This window comes from Paraburkholderia azotifigens, assembly GCF_007995085.1.
Lineage (GTDB): Bacteria > Pseudomonadota > Gammaproteobacteria > Burkholderiales > Burkholderiaceae > Paraburkholderia > Paraburkholderia azotifigens.
This window is the reverse complement of sequence record NZ_VOQS01000003.1, coordinates 2,867,361-2,890,319: the sequence shown is the minus strand read 5'-3', so window position 1 is coordinate 2,890,319 and position 22,959 is coordinate 2,867,361. Positions and strand designations below refer to the sequence as shown.

Sequence of the window (22,959 nt, the reverse complement as noted above, 5' to 3'; positions counted from 1 at the left end):
TATGTGTGGAATCGTAGGTCTGCTGGTGAAGACACCGGCACTGCGCGAACGGCTAGGCGAACTGATGGTGCCGATGCTGATTGGCATGACCGAGCGTGGTCCTGATTCGGCGGGCCTTGCAGTGTTCGGCAAGGCAGTCGACGCCAGCCAGCGCAAGCTGAGTCTGTATGCGGGCTTCACGGAAGAGGGCGATCGCTTTGCGTGGACGCCGCTGCTCGACGCGTTGAACGCCGCGATGGACGTGACGGCGCGCATCGAGGCGAAAGGGAATCACGCGGTGCTCACGCTGCAAGGCAATGCGGACAACGTGAAGAGCTGGTTGCGCGAGCATTATCCGAAGCTGTATCTGCTGTCGACAGGCCGCTCGATCGATCTTTACAAGGACATTGGTACGCCCGCGCAGGTAGCGGACCGCTATGACTTCGCCAACCTGAAGGGATCGCATCTGGTCGGTCATACGCGAATGGCGACCGAGTCGGCCGTGACGCCGGATCGCGCGCACCCCTTCACGGCGGGTGAGGACTTCTGCCTGGTGCACAACGGCTCATTGTCGAATCCGTATGGCGTACGCCGCAAGCTGGAGCCGCAGGGCATTCACTTTGACACCGACAACGATACGGAGGCGGCTTGCCGTTTTCTCGAATGGCGCCTGCGTGAAGGCGATACGTTGCCGGACGCGCTGCAAAAAGGCTTCGAAGAACTTGACGGCTTCTACACGTTCCTGATGGGGACGACGACGGAACTGGCATTGATTCGCGATCCGTTTGCCTGCAAGCCTGCCGTCGTCGCTGAGAACGACGATTACGTGGCAATCGCGTCGGAGTTTCGCTCGCTCGCGCATCTGCCCGATATCAAGAACGCGAAGGTATTCGAACCGGCACCCGAGGAGATGTATGTATGGAAAGCTTGACGTTTGACCTTGAGAGCGGATCGGTCAGGGAATTGAACCAGTATCTGCATGGCGATGCGGCCGTGCTCAAAGGCCAGCAGATTACGGTGACGTCGCCGAACGGCGCGCACAACATTGCCGTCGGTGTGGACGCCGAAGTGAAAATCACCGTCGACGGCCACGCGGGCTACTACGCGGGCGGGATGAACAAGCACGCGACGATTGTCGTCGATGGCAGCGCAGGTACGGGCGTCGCCGAAAACATGATGAGCGGCAAGGTGCATGTGAAGGGCTTCGCGTCGAACGGCGCCGGTGCGTCCGCGCATGGCGGACTGCTCGTGATCGACGGCGATGCGGGCCTGCGTTGCGGCATTTCCCTGAAAGGCGGCGATATCGTGGTCGGCGGTTCGGTGGGGAGTTTCTCCGCCTTCATGGCACAGGCCGGCCGCATGGTGATTTGCGGCGACGCTGGCGATGCGCTCGGCGACTCGCTCTACGAAGCGGTGTTGTACGTGAAGGGCAACGTGAAGTCGCTCGGCGCCGACGCGCAGTTCGAAGCGATGACGGATGCGGACTACACGGCTGTGGCGTCGCTTCTCGATGCTGCGGGGCTGCAACACGACCCGCGTGCGTTCAAACGCATTGCATCGGCACGAACGCTCTATCACTGGAACGCCGACGCGGACCAGGAATATTGAACCTCATCGAGAACGTCCCCATGGAAAAGCCTATCCATTTCGCCCGCTTGCAACAGGAAGAGTCGCAAGGCTACGACCGCAAGACGATCGACTATATCCACACGGCCGCTCAGCGCGGTCTCTATGAAATTCGCGGTCTTGGAGCGAAACGCCGCGTGCCGCACTTCGACGACCTGTTATTTCTGGGCGCATCGTTGTCGCGCTATCCGCTCGAAGGGTATCGCGAGAAGTGTTCGACGCAGACGCTGCTCGGCACGCGCTTCGCGAAGAAGCCCGTTGTGCTCGACATTCCGATCACGATTGCGGGCATGAGCTTCGGCGCACTGTCGGCAAACGTGAAGGAAGCGCTTGGCCGCGCGGCCACGGCGGCCGGCACCTCGACGACGACAGGCGACGGCGGCATGACGCAGGAAGAGCGCCGTTCGTCGAAGACGCTGGTGTATCAGTGCCTGCCGTCGCGCTACGGCTTCAATCCCGACGACGTGCGTCGCGCCGATGCGATCGAAGTCGTGATCGGCCAGGGCGCGAAGCCGGGCGGCGGCGGCATGCTGCTCGGTCAGAAGGTCAATCCGCGTGTGGCCTCGATGCGCACGCTGCCTGCTGGCGTCGATCAACGTTCGGCCAGCCGTCATCCCGACTGGACCGGCCCGGACGATCTCGCGATCAAGATTCAGGAACTGCGCGAAATCACCGACTGGGAAAAGCCGATCTACGTGAAGGTCGGCGCGACCCGCACCTTCAACGATGTGAAGCTCGCCGTGCATGCGGGCGCCGATGTCGTCGTGATCGACGGGATGCAGGGTGGCACGGCGGCGACACAAACGTGCTTCATTGAGAACGTCGGCATTCCGACGCTCGCCGCCGTGCGCCAGGCCGTCGATGCGCTCGAAGACCTGAACATGAAAGGACAGGTGCAACTGATCGTCTCGGGCGGTATTCGCACGGGTGCCGATGTGGCGAAGGCGCTCGCGCTCGGCGCGGATGCCGTGGCGATCGGGCAGGGCGTGCTGATGGCGCTCGGCTGCAACAGTGACACGTACTTCAAGGACGGCGCGCTGCATTCCGCTATGGCCGATTACGCGGCGCTCAATACGTCGCCGGGCTTTTGCCATCACTGCCATACGGGCAAGTGCCCCGTCGGCGTGACGACGCAGGATGCCGTGCTGGAGCAACGTCTGCAGCCGGAAGAAGGCTCGCGCCGCGTGCGCAACTACCTGAAGACGCTGAACATGGAGCTGACGACGATTGCACGTGCCTGCGGCAAGCAGAACGTACATCACCTCGAGCCGGAAGATCTTGTCGCGCTGACCGTCGAGGCGGCGGCGATGGCGCGTATTCCGCTCGCAGGCACGTCGTGGATTCCGGGGCAGCAGTACTGATTCAGAAGCACTGAGGGAAAGCGGGCGGTCACGCCCGCTCGCCTGACGCAATCCGCAAGTTCGTAGTTTCTTCGCTTTCCGCAGTTCTCTACATCCACACCTACTGTCGACGCTTCCCCGCTATCGCTGCCGGGAAGCGGCGGCAATTTTCAAAGGTTCGCGCCATGAAAAGACTGATCAGATCTGTTGCGTTAATCATGATGCTGGCGCTAGCGATGCCAGCATTTGCCGCCGACCCGGTGCCGAACAAAGGCGACACTGCGTGGATGATCGTTGCGACACTACTCGTCGTGATGATGGCCGCGCCGGGACTTGGGTTGTTCTACGGTGGCATGGTGCGCGCGAAGAACATGCTGTCGGTGCTGATGCAGACGCTCGTCGTGTTCTGTCTGCTCGGCGTACTGTGGGCGCTCTATGGATATAGCGTCGCGTTCACGGAAGGCAATGCGTTCTTCGGGGGATTGAGCAAGACGTTTCTCGCGGGTGTCACGCCGGACACGACGGCAGCGACGTTCAGCAAGGGTGTGGTAATTCCCGAATTCATCTATGTCGCTTTCCAGCTGACTTTCGCGGCGATCACGCCGGCGCTGATTATCGGCGGTATCGCGGAGCGCGCGAAGTTTTCCGCGGTATTGCTGTTCATGGTGCTGTGGTTCACGTTCTCCTATCTGCCCATCGCGCACATGGTCTGGTACTGGCCGGGCCCCGATGCGTACACCAGCGCAGCAGCGGGTGAAAAGGCCACTGCCACGGCAGGTTTCCTGTTCCAGAAGGGCGCGATCGACTTTGCGGGCGGCACGGTCGTACATATCAATGCGGGGATTGCGGCGCTGGTTGGCGCGATCATGATCGGCAAGCGCGCGGGCTATGGACGCGAAGCAATGGCACCGCACAACCTCACGCTGACGATGGTGGGTGGATCACTGCTGTGGGTCGGCTGGTTCGGCTTCAACGTGGGTTCGAATCTCGAAGCGAACGGCGCGGCCGCGCTCGCCTTCGTTACGACTCTGCTGGCAACCTGCGCGGCCACCGTGGCGTGGACCTTCGTCGAATGGACCCTCAAGGGCAAGCCGTCGATGCTGGGCGCCGTGTCGGGTGCGATAGCGGGACTCGTCGTGATTACGCCAGCATGCGGCTTCGTCGGACCGATGGGCTCGATCGTGATGGGCTTTGCAGCGGGCATTGCCTGCTACTGGGGCGTCAATGGGCTTAAGCGCCTGCTCGGCGTCGACGATTCGCTTGACGTGTTCGGCGTGCATTGTCTGGGTGGCATCGTCGGCGCGCTCCTGACCGGCGTGTTCGCATCGCCGCGGCTGGGCGGCACAGGCGTCTACGACTATGTCGCCAATAAGGTCGGCGACTACAGCATAGTCGATCAACTCATCTCGCAGTGCTGGGGCGTGGGGACATCGCTGGTGTGGTCGGGCGTGGTGTCAGTGATCGCGTTCAAGCTGGTCGATATGACGATCGGCCTGCGCGTCGAACAGGATCGCGAGCGAGATGGCCTTGACCTCAGCTCGCACGGCGAAAACGCATATCACTCATAGGTGCGCGCATCTGCCCGCGCCCCAACAGTGCCTCGTTACCGCCCGGCAGAGGCGGCACTGACCGGGCGCCGTACCCGTTTTTTGGAAACCACTCAGACTTCCGGAGTTCGACATGAGTAGTAGAAGCACCACGTGTTTTTCGCCGCTGATCGCACTTTGCGCGACAGCCTTTTTGGCGACCCCGGCGCTTGCCGCAGACCCGATCGTTTTCACGAGCTGGGGTGGCACCACACAATCGTCGCAGCAGAAGGACTGGGCGCAGCCTTTCACCCAGGCAACGGGCATCAACGTGCTGATGGACGGTCCGACCGACTACGGCAAGCTCAAGGCGATGGTCGACAGTGGCAATGTGAACTGGGATGTCGTCGACGTCGAAGGCGACTTCGCCTACGCCGCGCAAAAGGCCGGACTGATTGAGCCAATCGATTACTCCGTCGTCAAGAAGGATGAACTCGATCCGCGTTTCTCGACCGCCTCGGCGGTGGGCAGTTTCTATTACTCGTTCGTGCTCGGCTACAACAAGTCGAAGTATACGGGCGCGCAGCCGCAGACGTGGGCCGATCTGTTCGACACGAAGAAATTCCCCGGCAAGCGCACGTTCTACAAGTGGTCGGCGCCGGGCGTGCTCGAAATTGCGCTGCTGGCCGACGGCGTGGCCGCCGACAAACTCTATCCGCTTGACCTCGATCGCGCATTCAAGAAACTCGACACAATCAAGGGCGACATCGTCTGGTGGAGCGGCGGCGCGCAATCGCAGCAATTGCTGGCTTCGGGCGAAGCGCCTATCGGCATGTTCTGGAACGGGCGTCTGCATGCGCTCGAACAGACGGGCGTGCCGGTCGGCGTGTCATGGAACCAGAACCTCACGGCCGCGGACATGCTCGTGATCCCGAAGGGCGCGAAGCACAAGGCCGAGGCGATGAAGTTCATCGCTGCCGCAACGAGTGCACAGGCGCAGGAGAAGTTTGCGCAGAACACCGGCTACGCGCCGATCAACGTGAAGTCGGCCGCGCTGATGCCGCCGGCCGTCGCGAAGACGTTGCCGGACCAGTACAAGATCTCGCAGATCAATCTGGACATGAAGTACTGGGCCGACAATCGCGACGCGATCGCCAAGCGCTGGTACGCCTGGCAGTCCAAGTAAGCGCGCCCATTAGCATCGCGCTCGGGCGTCGCTGGGCAGCCGAAATTGTCTCCACAGTGCGGAGACAATTTCGATGCCAGCCCACTTGGAGAATAAAACGACTTCCCCATCCCGACGCCGCGGCAGAAGCCGCGAGTCGGCATCAATGTACCAGGATGCGGTTGCGAACGTTCACCGACGCCAGCGGGAGGAGACGTCCGTTTCATTCTCTAAGGAAAAACCGGAGCTAAACGGAGTCGCGACCATTGTCGCCATCCCTGATCGCGGAGCGCCTGTCGTCAGCGACAATATAAAATCCCGGCATATTCGCGTTGAGGCTTTAACCCGCCTCGCCGTTGCACCGCAAATTGGGGTATTGAAACCAAACAGTTAGCCTCTCCAACCCATATGAAAGTGATCATATCGGCTCTTGTCGTGTGCCTGTCTACAACGCTCGCCCATGCAGCGGGAATAAAGTTCGTTCAGGTGCCGTCTGATGCAGCCGGCCCGACGTTAAAAGCGATGGCATGGACACCGTGCGCAAAGTCCGCCCAGGAGGTACCGGTCGGGTCATATGTCCTGAAGGGAAACCGCGATTGTCCAACTGTTGGCGAAAGGCTTCCCCTGATCGTTATCTCACGTGGTGATGGCGGATCATTCCTCGGCCACCATGACCTCGCCGAAACGCTTGCGGACAACGGTTTCGTGGTAGCGGCAATCAATCATCCAGGCGATACATTTTCCGATATGAGTCGCGCGGAAGAGATGTCTGAGTTCGTCGAGCGACCGACCGACATAAAGCGGCTTATCGACTACATGTTGAAAGCCGCGCCCGATGCAGCTCGAATCGACCCGGGACGAATAGGTTTTTTTGGTTTTTCGCGCGGCGGCTATACGGGCCTTGTGCTAGCAGGCGGAACTCCAGATTTCCAGCACGCGGACGTCCCGTGCCTGGACTCAACAGCCCCGATTTGCCAACAGATCCGACGCGGAGAAGTATCCGCGGGTCCACTAACTCGTGACGGGAGGATCAAGGCCTTTGTCCTTGCAGACCCGTTCAATGCGTTTCCTACTGTGGAGAGCCTGAAGAACGTTAAAGCGCCGATTCAGCTCTGGGCCTCTGAGTTCGGCGGCGACGGCGTGCTGCCACGAAACGCGCTCGCACCGGCCAACACGCTTCCTCACAAACCTGAATATCATCTCGTTTCTGACGCGGCGCATTTTGCCTTTCTCGCACCATGCCCGTCAGCAGTAGGTAACGATGCGCCGGCACTTTGCGTGGACGCGAACGGCTTTGATAGAACAGCCTTTCACAAGCAGTTTGACGAGAGGGCGCTTGAGTTTTTTCAAACGAGCCTCCGGTAGATCTGGAACACCGTCGGTCACGATCGCTCTCATCGGATGGATCGCCTCCACGAGGGTATAACACGACGAAGGATATGAGTTGCATCGAACGTAAAGTCATCGACAGCCTTCGGATCTTCGATCGGCGCGATGCCTTAGCTCTTCGGTCGTCTCACCATTGCCATCTGGTCGCCAGCTTGGTGGTTCGACGATAAATCCGTATATATCACATAGCGATTGCGCCGAACGCAGATCACGCCACAACGCACACCAGTGTTCAAACTCGATTGCAAGCAGGTTGTAGGTCGTAATCGGCTTGACGAGACCGAAGCGACACGGCAAGTCATGTCGTTCCGCGATATACGCGCCAAAAAGCCGGTCGAACACAATCAGCACACCACGAATGGACAAGGATTTGATGGGCACCTGCGCACATTCCAATGTGGAGCTTTCACTCGATCGGTGGCAGGAGTGTCACTGGTATCTGCATCAGATGGAAGCCAATGACCACGAGCCGGAGCCATTCCGGTATTCCTGCAATTCGTTCCTGCGTGCGGTTAAGGAAGTTCCCCAGGCCCTATCTAACGATTTGCAGCATCATCCAAGCGAGAAGGCAAAGATCAAGCCGCTGCTAGAGGCAGCGTCCGCAAACGTCCTCTTGAATACGCTTGGCAAACGACGCGACTTCGTTGTTCATCATGGGGCGCTCAACCTCAAAAGTCACGGCCGCATCGGCACTACAGAAGGCGCCACAATCAAAATGGCCTTCCCCTTCGCTGTCCACCCGTGGGAGACATCCGACGAAGCGTACGAGCGATACAAGGCTCTGTGTAAGGCGGACAAGTTGCTTCGCGGCCTCGGTCCAGACTGCGATTCGGCGCCCGCACTGTGGCGCACGTGGATGATTCCGCAGTTCCCGGACCGAGATCTACTCGACGTCGCGTTCGAAGCATGGACGGCACTCGGAGAATTGCTTTCCAGCGCGATTGAGGCGTTCGGCGGCGAAAGTCTTGACCTGCGCCTGCCCTGCCGACATGACCCTGCCAGAGTGCAGATCAAGCGCTTCAGCCAGCACGAATTCTTCTTGGGTGTCGACGGTATCGACTTGAAGGAAGAAGAGCGGAAATGGCGCGACCAAAACACCAAGGGCTGATTGGAAAGGCTGCTCCGGTTCGGACGAGCCCTATGCCGGGTGCTACGGTTGTTCATCGAGCGCCCGCTCGCGACCGTGTCGCCGCCGCCCCCCGTTATCGGGACCCGGCAGTCTCATCAATCGGTCTTTTCATTTTCACGAACTACGTCTCCAGTCTCAAAAATTCCGTTTCCCTGCACTTGGATGGCTGGCAAGCAATGCAGCGCATCGCTCCCGCAAGAAAGCATGCAACGCGTTAATCGCCGGCGACAGTTGCGCACGGTGAGCACAAATAAGGTGCAGCGGCGCGAGTTCGCAATACTCTGGCGGGAAGATCTCCAGCAGTCGTCCGGCCTTCAAATCGTCGATGAGGTCCAGACGCGACTTGTAGACAATGCCTTCCCCGGCTATCGCCCAGCGACGAACGACATCGGCATCGTCGCTGATGCGATTGCCCGTGACTGCCACGGTGCGTTCATCACCAGGCGGGGTAAAGCACCAGCGTTCGTGTATCTGCTCGCTCCAGACATACCGCAGGCAGTTGTGTCGTCGCAGGTCCTCAACTTTGGCCGGTGCGCCGTGCCGTTCGAGGTATGACGGCGCGGCACACAATGCACGTCGGTTGTTGTCGACCAGCTTCATGGCCAGAAGAGACGAATCAGGTAGCGCTCCGTAGCGCACTACGGCATCCAGCGGCTGGCGGATCAGGTCAGCCGCCCGGTCGCTCATTTTCAGGTGCAGCGACAACCCAGGGTGCAGGTGCTGGAATTCATCCAGCCACGGCAACAGCAGGTTTCGACCAAAGTCAGATGGAGCGGACAGTCGCAGCGGCCCGGACAGCGCCCCGCGGCCGCCTGCCAGGGCCTGCTCGCCTTGCTCCAGTGCACCAATCATGACCCGCGCATGCGGCAGGTATCGCTCCCCGGCGTCCGAAAGTTGCATGCTTCGCGTCGAACGAGTGAACAGGCGCGTGTCCAGCGCCTTTTCGAGTCGCTGCACTGACGCACTCGCATGGGCGGGCGCGATATTCAACTGGCGCGCCGCCTCCGAGAAGCTGCCGTAGTCCACCGTGTGCACGAAGATCTGAACGTCATCGAGTCGAACCATTTTCATTGAAATGCCGAAATTATTTTGGCTTCGCGGGTATTTATCCGTATATCGGCGAAAGATAACATGATCTCATACCCCCTTGGAGAGTGCATGTATGAAAGCCATCGGCTTCTATCAGAACCAGCCCATCAGCCACCCGCAGGCGCTGCAGGATATCGAGCTACCGACGCCGGAACTGCGCGACCACGATCTGCTGGTGGAAGTGAAAGCTGTATCGGTCAACCCGGTCGATACCAAAATCCGGCGCGGCGGAGATATTCCGGAAGGCGGTGCGCGCATCGCCGGCTGGGACGCCGCGGGAATCGTCCGCGCGACCGGTGCACTGGCCACCCGCTTCAAGCCAGGCGACCGTGTGTGGTACGCAGGCGATATCAAGCGGCCCGGCTGCAACAGCGAACTGCACGCCGTGGACGAACGCATCGTCGGACCCATGCCGGCATCGCTGGATTTCGCAGAAGCCGCTTCGTTGCCGCTGACCGCGATCACCGCGTGGGAGCTGCTGTTCGACCGTCTGCGTGTTCAGGCAGCGGATCCGACCGACCACAACGTGCTGCTCGTAATCGGAGCGGCGGGCGGCGTCGGCTCGATTTTGACCCAACTCGCACGTGAACTGACTGGTATGACCGTGATCGGCACGGCCTCGCGGCCGGAAACCCGCGAGTGGGTGCTGGCTCATGGCGCGCATTACGTCCTCGATCACCATCAGCCCTGGGCAGCCCAGCTGGCTGCGCTCGGTATCGGGCACGTCACCCATGTTGCAGGGTTGAACAACAGCGCCGCCTACGTGCCTCAGATCGCCGCCGTGCTGCGCCCGGAGGGCCAGTTCGCCCTCATCGACGACCCGGTGGGTCTGGACATCGGTCCGTTCAAGGGGAAATCCATTTCGATTCACTGGGAACTGATGTTCACCCGCGCGATGTTCACCACCGACACCCTCGCACGGCAACAGGCCTTGCTGCGCCGCGCGGCAGAACTGGTCGATCTGGGGCGCCTCAAGCACACGCTGACGCGACGCATTGACGGCATCAACGCCGCAGGTCTGATCGAGGCGCATACGCTGGTCGAGGCGGGTAACATGATCGGCAAGGTCGTCGTCGCCAACCGCTGAACCCTTCTGACAACGAGCATCAACATGACATCGCAAATCATCAACACGACAACGATCAGCCTGGAAGCTGCGCAGGCATTACTGGCAGAAGCGCGGCGCGCCTGCGCCGCGCGCGGGTTCGCCGCGACAATCGCCGTGACCGATGCAGGAGGCCACCTGCGCGCTTTCGAGCGCGCGGATTCCGCCCCGTTCCTCACGGCTGACGTCGCCATCGACAAGGCATGGACCGCCGCGTCGTTCGGCATGGCCACGCACCAATGGAATCAGTACATGGCCGAGCCCGCTGTCGCCCCGCTGGCGCACCATCCGCGGCTGATGGCGGTCGGCGGTGGCGTACCGATCTTCCACGAAGGGCGTCTCGTTGGGGGCATCGGTATTTCTGGCGGAACATCCGTTCAAGATCATGAGGCCGCTGAGGAAGCACTGCGTAACGCAGGGTTTCTGCAATCAGGTTCTTAATGTCCCCTGTTCAGTGCGCCACAACGGCCCGATGCTGTAAAGCGGAAGGCTTCGGCGCGCCGAACGATCATGGCGAAGCGCCATGCTTGCGGGCTCATTGCTTGTGCACGGAAGCACCTTCGTTCATCAGTTCGACGACCCAGTCGATGAACACACGCAGCTTTGCGCTGACATGGCGGTTCGGCGGATATGCGATGTAGAGCGGCATTGGATCGAGTTGCCAGTCCTCGAATAGCGCGACGAGTTCGCCCCGTCCCAGATGGGTCTTCGACATATAACGTGGGAGCCACATGATGCCGAGGCCCGCTACTCCAGCTGCGAGATAGGCGTTGCCGTCATCCACAGCGAGCGCGTAACGGCTTTGCACCTTTACCGTTTCGCCGCGGCGATGCATGACCAGCGGATAGAGGTTGCCCGCGCGTCCCCACGAGAACCCGATGATGCGGTGATGTGAGTTCTCGAGTTCCCCCGGATGCGAAGGCGTACCTGCCAACGCAAGATATCCGGGCGACGTGAACACGCCGAGCGGAAGCTCCGCCACGCGGCGGGCGACCATGGACTGATTGTTCGGCTCGCCTCCTCGCACAACACAGTCGACGTTCTCGCTGATGATATCGACGGTGCGGTCACTTACACCCATGTCAAGTTGAATGTCGGGATAGCGGGCGAGGAATGCCGGCAGCGCCGGGATGAGGATCAGGCGGGCGAACGGGCTCGGCACGTCCACGCGAAGGCGGCCTCGCGGCACCGAAGATGCGCTCGACAGGCTCGTCTCGGCGTCGTCCATATCGGCAAGCAGCCGGGTCACGCGCTCGTAGTACGCGATCCCATCCGGCGTGACGTTGATTCTGCGCGTCGTCCTGTTCAGCAGCCTGACGCGCAAGCGCGCTTCGAGTTGCTGGACCAGATGCGTCACCGTGGTCTTGCTCATATGAAGCGTCTCGGCCGCTTTCGTGAAGCTGCCTGCCTCGACTACCCGGACGAAAGCGCGCATCGCGTCGAAGCGGTCCATGAGTGTTTGCCTCGTGTTTGAATTGTTTGCATTTTACAAACAGTCAGGAACAGGGTTGATGGTTTATCGCGCAGGCGCCGATCGGTAGAGTGATCTGATCGAAACCAATGACAGAGGTGAAAGTGGGCAAGCGCGATGTGGTGTTTCCTTTGGGACGTCGGGAGCTTTACGAGCGTAACAAGTATTCTCCAGCCGTACGGGCGAGTGGTTTGCTGTTCGTATCGGGTCAAGTCGGCAGTCGCGAGGACGGAACGCCTGAGCCGGATCTGCAGGAACAGGTGCGGCTCGCTTTCCGAAACCTGAATGCGATCCTGCGGGAGGCCGGATGCACGTTCAACGATGTGATGGACGTCACGGTGTTTATGGTCGATCCGCAATCAACATTCGAGCGCGTCTGGCAGGTCGTGCCCGAGTTTTGGGGCGACGCGCCGCATCCGACGCTCACCGCAGTCGGAGTGACATGGCTTTATGGCTTCGACTTTGAGATCAAAGTCGTTGCGAAGCTTCCGCTCAACGGATGATGCGCCCGTTGAGCGAGCTAGCGTCTTTCCCAGACGTGGGGCGGCTGTTCCCGCGACCGAATGACAACTGCGCCTCGTTTACGGTCGGACGAGCTACGCAACGCCTGTAGTCTGACGCGCGAGGTGATGACCGGCAAGCTTCGCCACGAACGGTCATTCCGCCTCATACCGGAGATCGGCGACAATCTCGTCACCGAGGCACGATATCATCGCAATAACCTTCCTGGCCCAGCGATTGCAGCAGTCTGAATCCTTCAGGCCAATCGCCCAGGTTGCTATCTGCATTGAGATGTCCTTGCGCTCCAACTTCGACAAGCTTGCTACCCCACGCTCTCGCGCAGCGACCTCCGTGCTCAATGCTGCCATACGGGTCGTTGGAACTGGATACAAGGATAGTAGGAAAGGGTAGCTGTTTCGATGGCAAAGGAGCAAATCCGGTTGCGGCCGCCACGGGAAACGCCGATGCGGAAGGGTCCGGCACTGCGACGAGCAGCACTCCACGAACTCGGGGCGAATATCGGCTCGCCCAATGCGCCACCGCGAGGCATCCGAGGCTGTGCGCCACGATAAGAGTGTCGTCGTCGCTTTGCGCCAATTGATGTTCGATTGCAGACACCCAATCGTCGCATGCAACCTGATCCCAGTCCTCGACAACGAGTCGCTGCCAGTCGGGATGCGATGCCTCCCATACACTTTGCCAGTGGAGTGGACCGGAATTTCCAATACCGGGAACAACGAACACGGGGTAGGCCATCTGCTAACTCTCCATCATTAATGAGCCTCCAGTGTAAAAGCGCGCGAATTCTGGCAACATGCCAAATCAAATGAATTAATGGCCTCAACCAGTCAAATCGACCGAAGTTGCCCGACCGCACAAATGAAACCCAAGCAGACAAAGTTGGACCGGCTGGATTGGCGAATACTAGAGGCTCTTCAGAGCAATGCGCGGATCAGCAACACCGAACTTGGCAAGCAGATCGGACTTTCGCAGCCAGCGGTCACTGCCCGCATAAAACGACTCGAGGAGCAAGGGGTAATCGAAGGTTACGCGGCGCGGATCAATCCCGGTCTCGTAGGCCGTGGGATTGCAGCCATCGTCCGGATCAGGACCACGCATGCCCAGATCAAACATTGCCTGAGTGCCTTCGAAGGAATGCCCGAAATCATCGAGGCGCATCGCATCACAGGCGAAGACTGCTTCATGGTGCGGATTGTGGTCGAAGACATGGCGCAACTGGAGGTGGCGATCGACACACTGGCGAAGTTCGGGCCGGTGACCACGGCTGTCGTACTGGCGAGTTATCCCCCGAAGACGATCCGCGGCTCGCTACTTTGAGCGGCTGCTACGTAGAGAGGCGGGTGTCCGCTCAGGGTCGGTTTGGTGCGTTCGCCGTCGGTCGGGAATCGCGAGGGCGACGAGTGGGTGCAGTCGGGCCAGGAGCGGTCGTTCGACAACCGCGCGTGGATCGCCGACAATCCATGTCACTTCGATCCCTGAACAGAAAGCCGATGAGCGTTACTCGCCGAATTTCTGCCGCTACGGCATTGCTGTGCCTTGCTCTGATACTGATTTCTGGATGCGGCCGCACCGTGCGAGAGTCTTTCTATCGGTTATCCATTGGTGATCGGCCTGACTCTCTCCGAGACTATTCATCGTCGCCAAGGCGTCTTAGCTTTAGCCCCGAGCAAGGCGTCTTATTGGATTTTTTGGTACAGGGAAGCCCCGGGAAGTTGCCTCTAGTCTATATGTCGATGAGGCTGGCGGGCGGAACGACGTTCAAATGGACGTCACGCGGTTTGGCTTGGCTTGACGGGGACGGAGCCACGATATCGACCGGCGAGATCGCGTCGATGAGATTCACAAACTATTGCAAGCCGCCGCCCGAACGCGAGTGCTCGATCGCTAATACATCTCTTTCCGACGGCCCGGTCGTCACGCGTGAGTACTCGTGGGGTAAGGGCACAATGTTCGCTTATACGATCGCGCCTACGAGCTTGCTTCATGGAGCCGAATTGAGGAAAGTGACTAATACGCTACAACTGGGCTCCGGCAAGTGGCTCAACGTAACGTCCGAGCTGACCATTAATGCGACCCCGGCCACTCCACGGACCCGATATCTCCTGCGGTTGCCAGACGTACAGATCAACGGTCGGACGGTACCGATGCCAATCGTTGAAATGCAGTGGGTGTCGGAGGATGTCTTCGAACCTGCTCCGCCGATTAACGATTAGCGGTCAACGGGAAGACTGATATGACTTTCCGTGTCAATCGGGATCGGTTTTCGTTTGGAAGACACATGAATTTCCTGAGGGCGACGTAGCAGTAAGTCTCGACGGTGGATCGCACTGATATTCGCGGGTTGGGTACCGCATTACAGAGGTCCGCCCCTTGAGCCTGCCGCTATCTAAAGTCGCAAATCGAATGATGTCCGTTGCATAGTCCAGCCGCGGGTTGCTCGGGTGCCGGGCTACGCCGCCTTCAGGAAACTCGTCAAATCTGTGTAGCCAAGCTCAGCGCTACGCCGGCTGCTCGTTTCGCGTTACGGCGAGCGACATTGCGAGCTTGCTGATGTCCCAGATGAACCCCGCAAGTTCGCGTGCGACGGCGACGACAGCGATGTTCACATTCTTGCCGCGTGCTGCCAGCTTGCGGTATCGGCGGCAGAGTCGGACCTGTGCGTCCCAGGCACGGTCGAGGATGCGCTTGGGGATGCCTTCATGTCGGCGCTGAATTTCCGGGCTCACGCGTGCCGGGTATCTGTAGCTCCAGGCGGCCTCGACGAGCAGCTTTCTTGCATAGCTATTGCCGTTCTTCGTGATGCTGCCCTGACGCCGCCGCTCACCCGAAGAATGTTCTGAGGGCGTCACGCCCAGCCAGGCCATCAGTTGACGCGGGTGCTCGAAGCGGGAGAGATCTCCCAATTCGGAGAGCATGCCCACGGCGGTGATGAACTGTATGCCGCGCATGGTCTGCAGACCGAGAATGGCCGGATAAAATCGCCAGCCGACGACAGCTTCGTGCAGGGTCGCCTCGAGGCGCTCACATTGCGCAAACCTGTCTTCGATCGTGCGACGGCACTCGTCGAAGGCCAGTTGCTGCCAGTGGTTTGGGAATGCAAATACGCTTATCCATCGCCGGTGCGCGGGACCCCAGTTGGCGTTACCTGAGTAGCGGACTCCATGCGATAGCAGGAAGGACTTCAATCGCTGGCGGGCCTGTCTGAGATCTGCTTTCGCTGCCGCCCATGTGCGCGCCAGGTCCCGGAACGCCTCATCTTCAACATCCGGCACGTGTACCGCTGACAGGTCGCCAGCGCGCAGTGCGCGTACGAGCTTGACCGCATCGCGCCGGTCCGTCTTGACGCGCTCGCCCGGTTTCTTCGGGATCAGGGACGGCGCGCATACCACGCAGTCGAATCCTCTTTCAACGAGCTCCCTGTAGAGTCCGTAGCCGCAGGGGCCGGCTTCATAGACAACGCGGACATGGCGCGCCTTCGACTGAACACGCTTGCACAAGCGATCGATATCCGCCTTCAGCGTTCCGATCTTGCCCAACAGTTCCACGTCGGCCATATCGATTGCGTACGCCACCGTGATCGACTCCTTGTGAACATCCAGACCGACAAACACCGTGCTATCGTGGTTCACGCTGGCCTCCGCGCTGGAAATCGCCGGGGTGTGCCCTGTGCACATCGTGCGGCTCTGGCAGTGATGCTAACCCGCGTTTGGTTCCTCACGGCGGGCCAGCCACTGGCTCACGGAAAGTCATACTGCCTAAACAGCCATTTGCAGTTTGTCGGACGACAGTTCCGAACGGGCCTATGCGGTCCGCATGGGTCGCAAGCACGGGAGGAGTGTCCCTTCGGCCGGGAGACGTAGTGCGGCCAGTTTCGGCCGTTCGACATGAGCGCGCGAATCGTCGACAATTTGACCATCAACTAGGTTTTCAATCCCGATGACAACGGTGGACCGTCGAGTAGTCCATCAATAAACACTTTCAAAAATGTTGTTTAGTAAGAGACCCGAGTTTCGACGCCCGCCGAAAAATCCCTATCGCGAAGGGAGTCTGGTCAATCGTGCGACCGAGGTGTTCTCATGGCTGCATCGGGGAATTTTCGGTGCACGCTGACCATCGTATTGTTACTGCTCACTGTAGCGGCAGCAGGGGATCTTCCGACGACGAAGAAGGGATGGTTAGCGTGGGTTACCGTCATTGTCGTTGGAGTTGTTGTTTGCATAGTCGCAGTTCGATGGATGCACCTTACAGCTGCTCAACGCAGGTGACAACGAACACTTCGATAGACGCGATGGCTTGGTTCGGCCCAGTTTCGGTCGTTGGACACTGGTGCCCGAATCGTTGACCACCAATGCCTTGCCGATTCAAGATTCATTCGCACCAGGCGCGGTGTCTGACTCGATTTGAACGAGGGATGTCGAGGATGTATAGAAAATCGGTAGGTGTTTTTGCCGTAGCACTGACTGTAACGCAGGGCTGTTTTGCCCTTACTGTTGACGAACTGATGCGCGGTCTGGATCAAGCGCTAGGCGGTAAAGCATCCTCTATTACCCAACTCGCCACCTACGTCACTGGATACGTTCATGGAAGCGCAGAGTATGGACGGACATTGGGACTCGTTTGTGACGAATCTGGGCTGCACTCAACGAACGACGAACTGCGAACGGTCCGTGCGTACATTGACGCTAATCCCGATCAATGGCCTGATGGCGCACAGTTATTGATTAATCGCGCGCTCACGTCGCCGAAATGCAACCATTGATCGGTAGATGCCGCTGACAACCAGTTTTCGCCTCATAGCGATATACGCCGAAGCCGAAATACGATCGCGGGCTCGGAAATACGTAGCAGATTGCGCCGGAACGGCGCTCGCCCTTGAGCCAACCCAACCTTGGTTTCTGGTCAAAACAAGCACGGATGCGGAGCGCGACCGGCTTACCGGTGACGAGGGGCTCCTGAAGGAATTCAAGGCTGTGTTTCGGGCGTACGAATGCTCCGAAGAAATCGTCCAAGTGCTCACATTCACTTTCCAGTCACAGGAAACTGTGGAGCGAGACTACGCGGGCAACTGGCAATGGGCGTTGACTTAGCCAACATTCTGAATGTCCGCTATCGGACGCATTGATTGACCGCTCCGGGTCGGGAAGACCCATTCGCAAATAGAGGGGCGAGACATTCGTCGACACGGGTTGGCGAATGTCAGTGAGGCGACCTTCAGCGGTGTTGGGCTCGAGGATCTTCTTCGGGCAACCTCTCGACGAAAAGACAGGCTCATTCCGAACAATCTCAGGGGCGACGACGAGCAGAGGGTTTCGTGACCTCATTACCCATCGGGCACGACAATGACGGCTGCCCGGAGGCGATTCGGAACATGGCGGACCTCAAGAAGCGAAATCTGAAATCTCAGCGTGCTGGTGCCAAACCATTCAACGTAGTTTCAATATCCTTTCGGTAAGACCGGGCTCGAATAACCATTTGATTTTACAATTCACGTAAATATAACCGTTTAACGATTCTTGGTTGTTTCGACGTTTCTTTTAAAGGAAATATTCCTAAAGTTTTCGTAAGTGCTGCCGACATCCGACCCATGAATTCGCGCAGGCGTTTATACGATCTGCATAAATCAAAGACCAAACGGGGAACTGGCCGACTGAGAGCGGCCAGGCAGCGGTATGTCGAGGGAATCTGTCAACGAAGGCGCCGGCGGCACAGGCCGGCGGATAGTGCAGTTGTGTTTGTTTTGTTTGACGCTGGCGTCCATGCACGTGCACGCGGCCGGTGTGGTGGCGGACGGTGGCACGGCCACATCCGTATCGACGGCTGCGAACGGGCATCAGACCGTCAACATCGCGCCCGCCACGGGCGGCGTATCGCACAACACGTATAGCCACTTCAACGTCGGCAGTGCGGGCGTCGATCTCAACAACGTCGGCATCAACGCGCGAACCATCGTCAACCAGGTGACGAGCACGGATCCAAGTGTGATCTCGGGCCAACTCGCCGTGCTCGGTTCGCGCGCGAATGTCGTGCTCGCCAATCCGAACGGCATCACGATCAACGGCGGCTCGTTCGTCAACACGGGTCATGTGGCGCTGTCGACGGGGCAGGTCAGCTTCAACGATGTCATGACAGGGTCCGTGCTACAGCGTAACGTCGTGCTCGATACGAGGACGGGAACGATCATCGTCGGACCGCAAGGACTGTCGAGCGCGCTCGTTGCACTCGATCTCATCGCGAAGAACATCTTCGTCAACGGACCGCTCAATAACACCTTCACCTCGCCGACGGCGACCGTGCGCCTGCTCGGCGGGACGAGCAACGTCACGCTCAATACGGGCGTTTCGCCGAACGACAATGCAAACGACTGGCTCTCGCTCAACGCCTCCGCAACGCACGGCACGGCAAATTCATTTGCCGTCGACATCACGGCAGCGGGCTCGCTCACCAGCGGCCGCGTGCAGCTGATCGTGACCGACAAAGGGCCTGGCGTGCGCAGCGCGGGCCCGATGAACGCGACGCTCGGCGACTTCACGCTCGCATCGAATGGCGCTGTCGAGTTCTCGAATACAACCCTGCAGGCGAACGGCAGCGTGAACATGCAGGTGCAGGACACGCTGACGGCCATTTCGACGCAGATGCAAGCGGGCAATGCGGCCACGATTGCATCGACGGGTTTGCTGACATTCAACGGCACGTCGCTATTGGCGGGCAGCGGTATCAATCTGAGTGGCGGCGGCGTGAAGCTGTACAACGACAGCGGTCCGCAGACGGTGATCGCTTCTTCGAATGCGGGCGTCGTCGTCAAAAGCAGTCAGGACATCGTGAATGTCGGCTCGCTGATTCAAGGCCAAACGCAAACGACGAGCGACAGCGACTCCAAAGGCGCAGTCACGCTGAACGCATCGGGCAACGTGTTGAATCAATCGACTACGACCTCGAAGCTTGGTGTGCTGTTCGGCGTCAACGGCGATGTCGTCGTCAATGCAGGCGGCAACATCACCAACGAGGATGCGCGCATCCTGTCGAACAGCAACGTGACGCTCACGGCAGCGGGCGACGTCGGCAACATCATCGATCATTCGAGCGGCGTGAATGGCGGCACGGCCGTCGGCTATTCGGAAAAGAGCTGGCGACTGATTTTCGTGCAGCACCACGAGAACGGCTTCACAGTCGACTACGGCGCGCTGGGAGACCCCGACAAGCTCTCGTACATCACGGCCGATAGCGGCAACGTTACGATCAACGCGCGCAACGTCAACAACGTCGGCGGCTCGATCCTGTCGAACGACGGCAGCATCTCGATCACGGCTGCGCAGAATCTGCTGACGCAAGGCGTATTTGCCGGGCAGGCGTCGTATCACCAGTCGTGCTTCATCTTTTGCAGCGCAAGCGCGTCGAGCAATGTGCAAGCCTTCGGCGGCGTGATGGAGGCGGGCAAGGACATCACGCTCAAGGCGGGCACACAGATCACGAACACGGGCGGCACGGTGATCGCGATCGGCAATCTGAAGCTCGATGCACCGAAGACCCTTGCGCAGGGTGTGCTCGGCTACACGGTCATCAACCGGCGCAACGATCTGAAGACCTGGTTCGGCAACACATGGGCCGCCATTTACGCAGCCGATACGGGCGGCATCTTCACGGGCGGCAACGGCCAGGTCGAACTGACGGGCGAAGCGGACATCGACGGCGGCGCGTTCAACGCGCCGGGCGGCATTCACGCGGCAGGCGGCGTCAACACGATCCGCTTGCCGTACCGCGCGCCCGTGACGATCGGCAATCACAATCACCTCGGCCTCGTTTCGTGGTTCGGTCTATGAAACGACGCCCTGTGATCCTGCGCAGTTGTGTTGCCGTGTTCGCGGTCAGCGTGCACGCGGGTGCGTTCGCACAGACTCTTCCACCATTGCCGCCAGGCGGGTTGAATGCATTGCCCGGTCGCGCGGAACAGGATCCGGGTCAACGGCTGTTGCAGGAGCAGCAGGACAGACAGCGCCGCAAGGAAATCCAGCAGGCGCCCGCGCAGATCGCCGCGCCCGAAGTGCCCGCGTTGCCGAATCTGCCTGAAGGCGCGGACGTCGAGACGCTGCCCGACGTCGAACCGATGTTCGAGATCAGTCACATCGAGTTCATCGGCGATCGCGTGTTGAGCCAGAAAGAACTGGACCGCATTGCGGAGCCGTTCGTCGGCAAGCAGCTTGGACGAAACCGGATCAATCTGCTGCTGCGTCGCGTGACGGAGGCGTTCATCGCGCGCGGCTATATCACGACGCGCGCTTATCTCGGTGCGCAGAACCTTGCGTCGGGGACGCTCAAGGTCAATATCGTCGCGGGCAAGGTGGCGGGCTTTACGCTGAACGGCAAGCCGCTGCGTCCACGCGATCCGAACGAGCCCTGGTACGACACTCACGGCGGCGGCCTGCTCACCGATGCGGGCACAGCGTGGTCATTCGGCGACAGTGTCGGCGACGTGCTGCGCCTTCCCGATCTCGAACAGGGCGTCGACCAGATCAACCGGCTGCGCCGCAATCAGGCGGAAATCCAGATCATGCCCGGCGAAGCGCCCGGCGATTCGATCGTCGCGATCTCGAACCGCTACGGCGACCGCACGTTCTACAACCTCGGCATCGACAATTACGGCAGTTCGCAAACGGGCACACTGCGCTATCGCGGCGGCGTCGAGGCCGACAACGTGATCGGTCTGCAGGAATCGCTGTCGCTCAACTATGTCGGCACGGAAGACAGCAACGCGCTGGTCTTCTCCGCTGCCGTTCCGTTCGGCTATCAGACGCTGAGCTATACGACCTCGTATTCCGAGTATCAGCAGACGATCGGCGATACGGCGTTGCTGCAAGGGCGCACGTTCAGCCAGATTCTCGGCTGGAACGATGTGCTCGCGCGCTCGAAGTCGGGCCGCATGAGCGTCGACGTCACGCTGAACAAGATGCGCACCGAGCGCAGCGTGAACGGCATCGACCTGTCGCCGCAAGACCTGACGGTCGCGCGTGTCGCGCTGAATGGATTGCAGCGTTTCGTGGCAAACGATCAAGGCGCCGCCGCGACGTGGGACTTCGGCATCTCGCAAGGTCTGCCCTGGCTCGCCGCCAGTCATGACGATAGCGAGATCGGCAAGTCGGACGCCCACAGCCAGTTCACCAGGCTCGATGCAACCGCGACGTTGCAGATGACGCTCGGCTCGCTGCTGGGCACGCAATGGGCGTATCGCGGCACATTGCGAGGACAGTTCAGCCGGGTCGCGCTGTTCGGCACGCAGCAGATCTATCTCGGCGGCATGGACTCGGTGCGCGGCTTCACGGAAGGCGGCATCGCCGGCGACAGCGGCGCTTATATCCGGAACGAGGCCGCATGGCAGAACGTGCCCGCATGGCACGACGCGCGCGTCGAACCCTATGTGTTTCTCGACGGCGGCAAATCCCATCTCGTAGCACAAGGCGGCTGGCCGACGCTCGTCGGTACCGGCATCGGCGCGCGAGCCGAATGGCGGCACAACGCGCAAACCATCACAGGCGAGGTACTGCTCGGCCAGGCATTGATTCAGCCTGCCGCGCTGGGTCACAAGGCCACCGTGCTGCTCGCCACTCTTAACTGGTCGGAATGAAGGAGATCGACATGAAACGCCATCGTAATCACATCACGTTCAGCCGTTGCGTCGCTGCGCTTGCGCTGACTGTCGGCTTGTCTGTCTTCGCAGTGCAGTCGATGGCGGCCACCAAGCCATCGTCGTCGCATGCGGAGGCGGCTGCACCCGTCGCTGCGTCGGGCCCGCTGCCCGCCAATGCCGTTGCACGCGTGAACAGCGTGCTGATCACGCAGGACCAGGTCGACGCGCTGCTGAAGGCGGCCAATGCACCCGACACGCCGCAAACGCGCTCGGCGATCAAAAGCCAGCTGATCGCACGCGAACTGTTCCGCCAGGCCGCCGAGAAGCAGCACTACGACACGCGTCCGCAGGTGATCGAAGCCGCCGAACAGGCGAAGTCGCTCGCGATGACGCAAGCGTATCTGCGCGATCAGGTGAAGCCTTCGCCCGTCACCGACGCCGACGTGAAGGCGCGCTACGACGCGATCGTCGCGACGCTCGGCGACAAGGAATACAAGCCGAGCGTGATCGCCGTGAAGGACGAAGCGACCGCAAAGGACGTGCTCGCGCAACTGAAGAAGGGGACCGACTTCGCGCAACTGGCGAAGCAGTACAGCCAGGGCCCGGCGGCTCAGCAGGGTGGCGCGATGAACTGGGTGTCGTTCAAGACGCCGATCCAGCCGGGCGCGACGCAAGGCTGGCCGCAACCCGTCGCCGAGGCGATGGTGAAGCTGCCGCAAGGCGGCATCACGACGACGCCGGTTCAGGTGGGCGACGCCTTCTGGATCGTGAAGATGGATCAGTCGCGCGCGACGCAGATTCCCGACTACGAGACGACGAAGCCTGCGTTGCGTCAGCAACTCGAGCAGGTCGCGCTGCAAAAAGCGACCGCGCAGGTGGTGGTCGATCTGATGAAGAGCGCGACCATTCAGCAGCAGTAAGACAGAAGCACGAGAGGCTTCGCGCGTACGAGGCCCGCAGCAGGCGGGGAAATACCTGCTGCAAACGTGAGGCGAGTCG

The 22,959-nt window shown here is 60.2% G+C and carries 19 protein-coding genes and 1 pseudogene; 15 read left to right on the top strand and 5 right to left on the bottom strand.

The window, feature by feature from the left end:
• The first annotated feature begins 1 nt into the window (after position 1).
• The 6 genes from FRZ40_RS30155 to FRZ40_RS30130 all read left to right on the top strand — a co-directional run bounded on the left by FRZ40_RS30155 (position 2) and on the right by FRZ40_RS30130 (position 7,001).
• Positions 2–910, top strand: coding sequence for a class II glutamine amidotransferase domain-containing protein (locus FRZ40_RS30155; protein WP_147236546.1), 909 nt, complete (start codon positions 2–4; stop codon positions 908–910).
• Positions 898–1,587, top strand: a complete 690-nt coding sequence (locus tag FRZ40_RS30150) for a GltB/FmdC/FwdC-like GXGXG domain-containing protein (protein WP_147236545.1) — start codon at positions 898–900, stop codon at positions 1,585–1,587. Before FRZ40_RS30155 ends, FRZ40_RS30150 begins: the two co-directional genes overlap by 13 nt.
• Positions 1,588–1,607: 20 nt before the next feature.
• A complete protein-coding gene (locus FRZ40_RS30145; protein ID WP_147236544.1) occupies positions 1,608–2,966 on the top strand; it encodes an FMN-binding glutamate synthase family protein in 1,359 nt (452 codons plus the stop codon).
• A 215-nt stretch (positions 2,967–3,181) separates the two neighbouring features.
• On the top strand, positions 3,182–4,513 hold the full coding sequence (locus FRZ40_RS30140; protein WP_240057319.1) for an ammonium transporter: 1,332 nt from the start codon (positions 3,182–3,184) through the stop codon (positions 4,511–4,513).
• A gap of 112 nt (positions 4,514–4,625) precedes the next feature.
• Positions 4,626–5,657: an ABC transporter substrate-binding protein gene (locus tag FRZ40_RS30135; protein WP_147236542.1), complete on the top strand. Its 1,032-nt coding sequence runs from the start codon at positions 4,626–4,628 to the stop codon at positions 5,655–5,657.
• Between the two features lie 387 nt (positions 5,658–6,044).
• Positions 6,045–7,001 (top strand): alpha/beta hydrolase family protein, encoded by a 957-nt coding sequence (locus tag FRZ40_RS30130; protein ID WP_147236541.1) that lies wholly within the window; start codon positions 6,045–6,047, stop codon positions 6,999–7,001.
• Between the two features lie 96 nt (positions 7,002–7,097).
• Here FRZ40_RS30130 and FRZ40_RS30125 read toward each other — a convergent pair.
• Positions 7,098–7,451: pseudogene (locus FRZ40_RS30125) on the bottom strand (sterol desaturase family protein); the annotation flags it as partial.
• Between FRZ40_RS30125 and FRZ40_RS30120 the strand changes: the two are divergent.
• Complete coding sequence (locus tag FRZ40_RS30120) at positions 7,384–8,133, top strand: hypothetical protein (RefSeq protein WP_147236540.1); 750 nt, start codon at positions 7,384–7,386, stop codon at positions 8,131–8,133. The pseudogene FRZ40_RS30125 and the gene FRZ40_RS30120 sit on opposite strands and share 68 nt — an antisense overlap.
• Before the next feature lie 156 nt (positions 8,134–8,289).
• On the opposite strand, the gene FRZ40_RS30115 is transcribed toward FRZ40_RS30120, so the two are convergent.
• Positions 8,290–9,219, bottom strand: coding sequence for a LysR family transcriptional regulator (locus FRZ40_RS30115; protein WP_147236835.1), 930 nt, complete (start codon positions 9,217–9,219; stop codon positions 8,290–8,292).
• Between the two features lie 97 nt (positions 9,220–9,316).
• Between FRZ40_RS30115 and FRZ40_RS30110 the strand changes: the two genes are divergently transcribed.
• Complete coding sequence (locus tag FRZ40_RS30110) at positions 9,317–10,330, top strand: zinc-binding alcohol dehydrogenase family protein (protein ID WP_147236539.1); 1,014 nt, start codon at positions 9,317–9,319, stop codon at positions 10,328–10,330.
• A gap of 24 nt (positions 10,331–10,354) precedes the next feature.
• Positions 10,355–10,789, top strand: a complete 435-nt coding sequence (locus FRZ40_RS30105) for a GlcG/HbpS family heme-binding protein (protein ID WP_147236538.1) — start codon at positions 10,355–10,357, stop codon at positions 10,787–10,789.
• 94 nt (positions 10,790–10,883) lie between these two features.
• Here the strand turns inward: FRZ40_RS30105 and FRZ40_RS30100 are convergent, their stop codons facing one another.
• Positions 10,884–11,801, bottom strand: a complete 918-nt coding sequence (locus FRZ40_RS30100) for a LysR family transcriptional regulator (RefSeq protein ID WP_147236537.1) — start codon at positions 11,799–11,801, stop codon at positions 10,884–10,886.
• Between the two features lie 122 nt (positions 11,802–11,923).
• Here FRZ40_RS30100 and FRZ40_RS30095 point away from each other — a divergent pair, with 122 nt between their 5' ends.
• Positions 11,924–12,322, top strand: coding sequence for a RidA family protein (locus FRZ40_RS30095; protein WP_147236834.1), 399 nt, complete (start codon positions 11,924–11,926; stop codon positions 12,320–12,322).
• Positions 12,323–12,512: 190 nt separating this feature from the next.
• Here FRZ40_RS30095 and FRZ40_RS30090 read toward each other — a convergent pair whose 3' ends face one another.
• A complete protein-coding gene (locus FRZ40_RS30090) occupies positions 12,513–13,076 on the bottom strand; it encodes an RBBP9/YdeN family alpha/beta hydrolase (RefSeq protein WP_147236536.1) in 564 nt (187 codons plus the stop codon).
• Positions 13,077–13,199: 123 nt separating this feature from the next.
• Here FRZ40_RS30090 and FRZ40_RS30085 point away from each other — a divergent pair, with 123 nt between their 5' ends.
• Complete coding sequence (locus FRZ40_RS30085) at positions 13,200–13,658, top strand: Lrp/AsnC family transcriptional regulator (RefSeq protein ID WP_147236535.1); 459 nt, start codon at positions 13,200–13,202, stop codon at positions 13,656–13,658.
• A gap of 1,181 nt (positions 13,659–14,839) precedes the next feature.
• Here FRZ40_RS30085 and FRZ40_RS30080 read toward each other — a convergent pair.
• Positions 14,840–16,015 (bottom strand): IS110 family RNA-guided transposase, encoded by a 1,176-nt coding sequence (locus FRZ40_RS30080; RefSeq protein WP_420873845.1) that lies wholly within the window; start codon positions 16,013–16,015, stop codon positions 14,840–14,842.
• Between the two features lie 1,092 nt (positions 16,016–17,107).
• On the opposite strand from FRZ40_RS30080, the gene FRZ40_RS30075 reads away from it, so the two are divergent.
• The 4 genes from FRZ40_RS30075 (at position 17,108) to FRZ40_RS30060 (ending at position 22,880) form a co-directional block, all read left to right on the top strand.
• Positions 17,108–17,428, top strand: a complete 321-nt coding sequence (locus FRZ40_RS30075; protein ID WP_147236534.1) for a hypothetical protein — start codon at positions 17,108–17,110, stop codon at positions 17,426–17,428.
• 582 nt (positions 17,429–18,010) lie between these two features.
• Positions 18,011–20,158: a two-partner secretion domain-containing protein gene (locus FRZ40_RS30070; protein WP_420873886.1), complete on the top strand. Its 2,148-nt coding sequence runs from the start codon at positions 18,011–18,013 to the stop codon at positions 20,156–20,158.
• Positions 20,155–21,957, top strand: coding sequence for a ShlB/FhaC/HecB family hemolysin secretion/activation protein (locus FRZ40_RS30065; RefSeq protein ID WP_147236532.1), 1,803 nt, complete (start codon positions 20,155–20,157; stop codon positions 21,955–21,957). The genes FRZ40_RS30070 and FRZ40_RS30065 overlap by 4 nt, the downstream gene beginning before the upstream one ends.
• Before the next feature lie 11 nt (positions 21,958–21,968).
• Positions 21,969–22,880, top strand: a complete 912-nt coding sequence (locus FRZ40_RS30060) for a peptidylprolyl isomerase (RefSeq protein ID WP_147236531.1) — start codon at positions 21,969–21,971, stop codon at positions 22,878–22,880.
• Positions 22,881–22,959 lie beyond the last annotated feature (79 nt).

Coding starts and splice junctions, on each gene's coding strand:
- FRZ40_RS30155 (WP_147236546.1), top strand. CDS start 2: ATGTGTGGAATCGTAGGTCTGCTGGTGAAGACACCGGCACTGCGCGAA.
- FRZ40_RS30150 (WP_147236545.1), top strand. CDS start 898: ATGGAAAGCTTGACGTTTGACCTTGAGAGCGGATCGGTCAGGGAATTG.
- FRZ40_RS30145 (WP_147236544.1), top strand. CDS start 1,608: ATGGAAAAGCCTATCCATTTCGCCCGCTTGCAACAGGAAGAGTCGCAA.
- FRZ40_RS30140 (WP_240057319.1), top strand. CDS start 3,182: ATGCCAGCATTTGCCGCCGACCCGGTGCCGAACAAAGGCGACACTGCG.
- FRZ40_RS30135 (WP_147236542.1), top strand. CDS start 4,626: ATGAGTAGTAGAAGCACCACGTGTTTTTCGCCGCTGATCGCACTTTGC.
- FRZ40_RS30130 (WP_147236541.1), top strand. CDS start 6,045: ATGAAAGTGATCATATCGGCTCTTGTCGTGTGCCTGTCTACAACGCTC.
- FRZ40_RS30120 (WP_147236540.1), top strand. CDS start 7,384: ATGGACAAGGATTTGATGGGCACCTGCGCACATTCCAATGTGGAGCTT.
- FRZ40_RS30115 (WP_147236835.1), bottom strand. CDS start 9,219: ATGGTTCGACTCGATGACGTTCAGATCTTCGTGCACACGGTGGACTAC.
- FRZ40_RS30110 (WP_147236539.1), top strand. CDS start 9,317: ATGAAAGCCATCGGCTTCTATCAGAACCAGCCCATCAGCCACCCGCAG.
- FRZ40_RS30105 (WP_147236538.1), top strand. CDS start 10,355: ATGACATCGCAAATCATCAACACGACAACGATCAGCCTGGAAGCTGCG.
- FRZ40_RS30100 (WP_147236537.1), bottom strand. CDS start 11,801: ATGGACCGCTTCGACGCGATGCGCGCTTTCGTCCGGGTAGTCGAGGCA.
- FRZ40_RS30090 (WP_147236536.1), bottom strand. CDS start 13,076: ATGGCCTACCCCGTGTTCGTTGTTCCCGGTATTGGAAATTCCGGTCCA.
- FRZ40_RS30085 (WP_147236535.1), top strand. CDS start 13,200: ATGAAACCCAAGCAGACAAAGTTGGACCGGCTGGATTGGCGAATACTA.
- FRZ40_RS30080 (WP_420873845.1), bottom strand. CDS start 16,015: ATGTGCACAGGGCACACCCCGGCGATTTCCAGCGCGGAGGCCAGCGTG.
- FRZ40_RS30075 (WP_147236534.1), top strand. CDS start 17,108: ATGCCGCTGACAACCAGTTTTCGCCTCATAGCGATATACGCCGAAGCC.
- FRZ40_RS30070 (WP_420873886.1), top strand. CDS start 18,011: ATGTCGAGGGAATCTGTCAACGAAGGCGCCGGCGGCACAGGCCGGCGG.
- FRZ40_RS30065 (WP_147236532.1), top strand. CDS start 20,155: ATGAAACGACGCCCTGTGATCCTGCGCAGTTGTGTTGCCGTGTTCGCG.
- FRZ40_RS30060 (WP_147236531.1), top strand. CDS start 21,969: ATGAAACGCCATCGTAATCACATCACGTTCAGCCGTTGCGTCGCTGCG.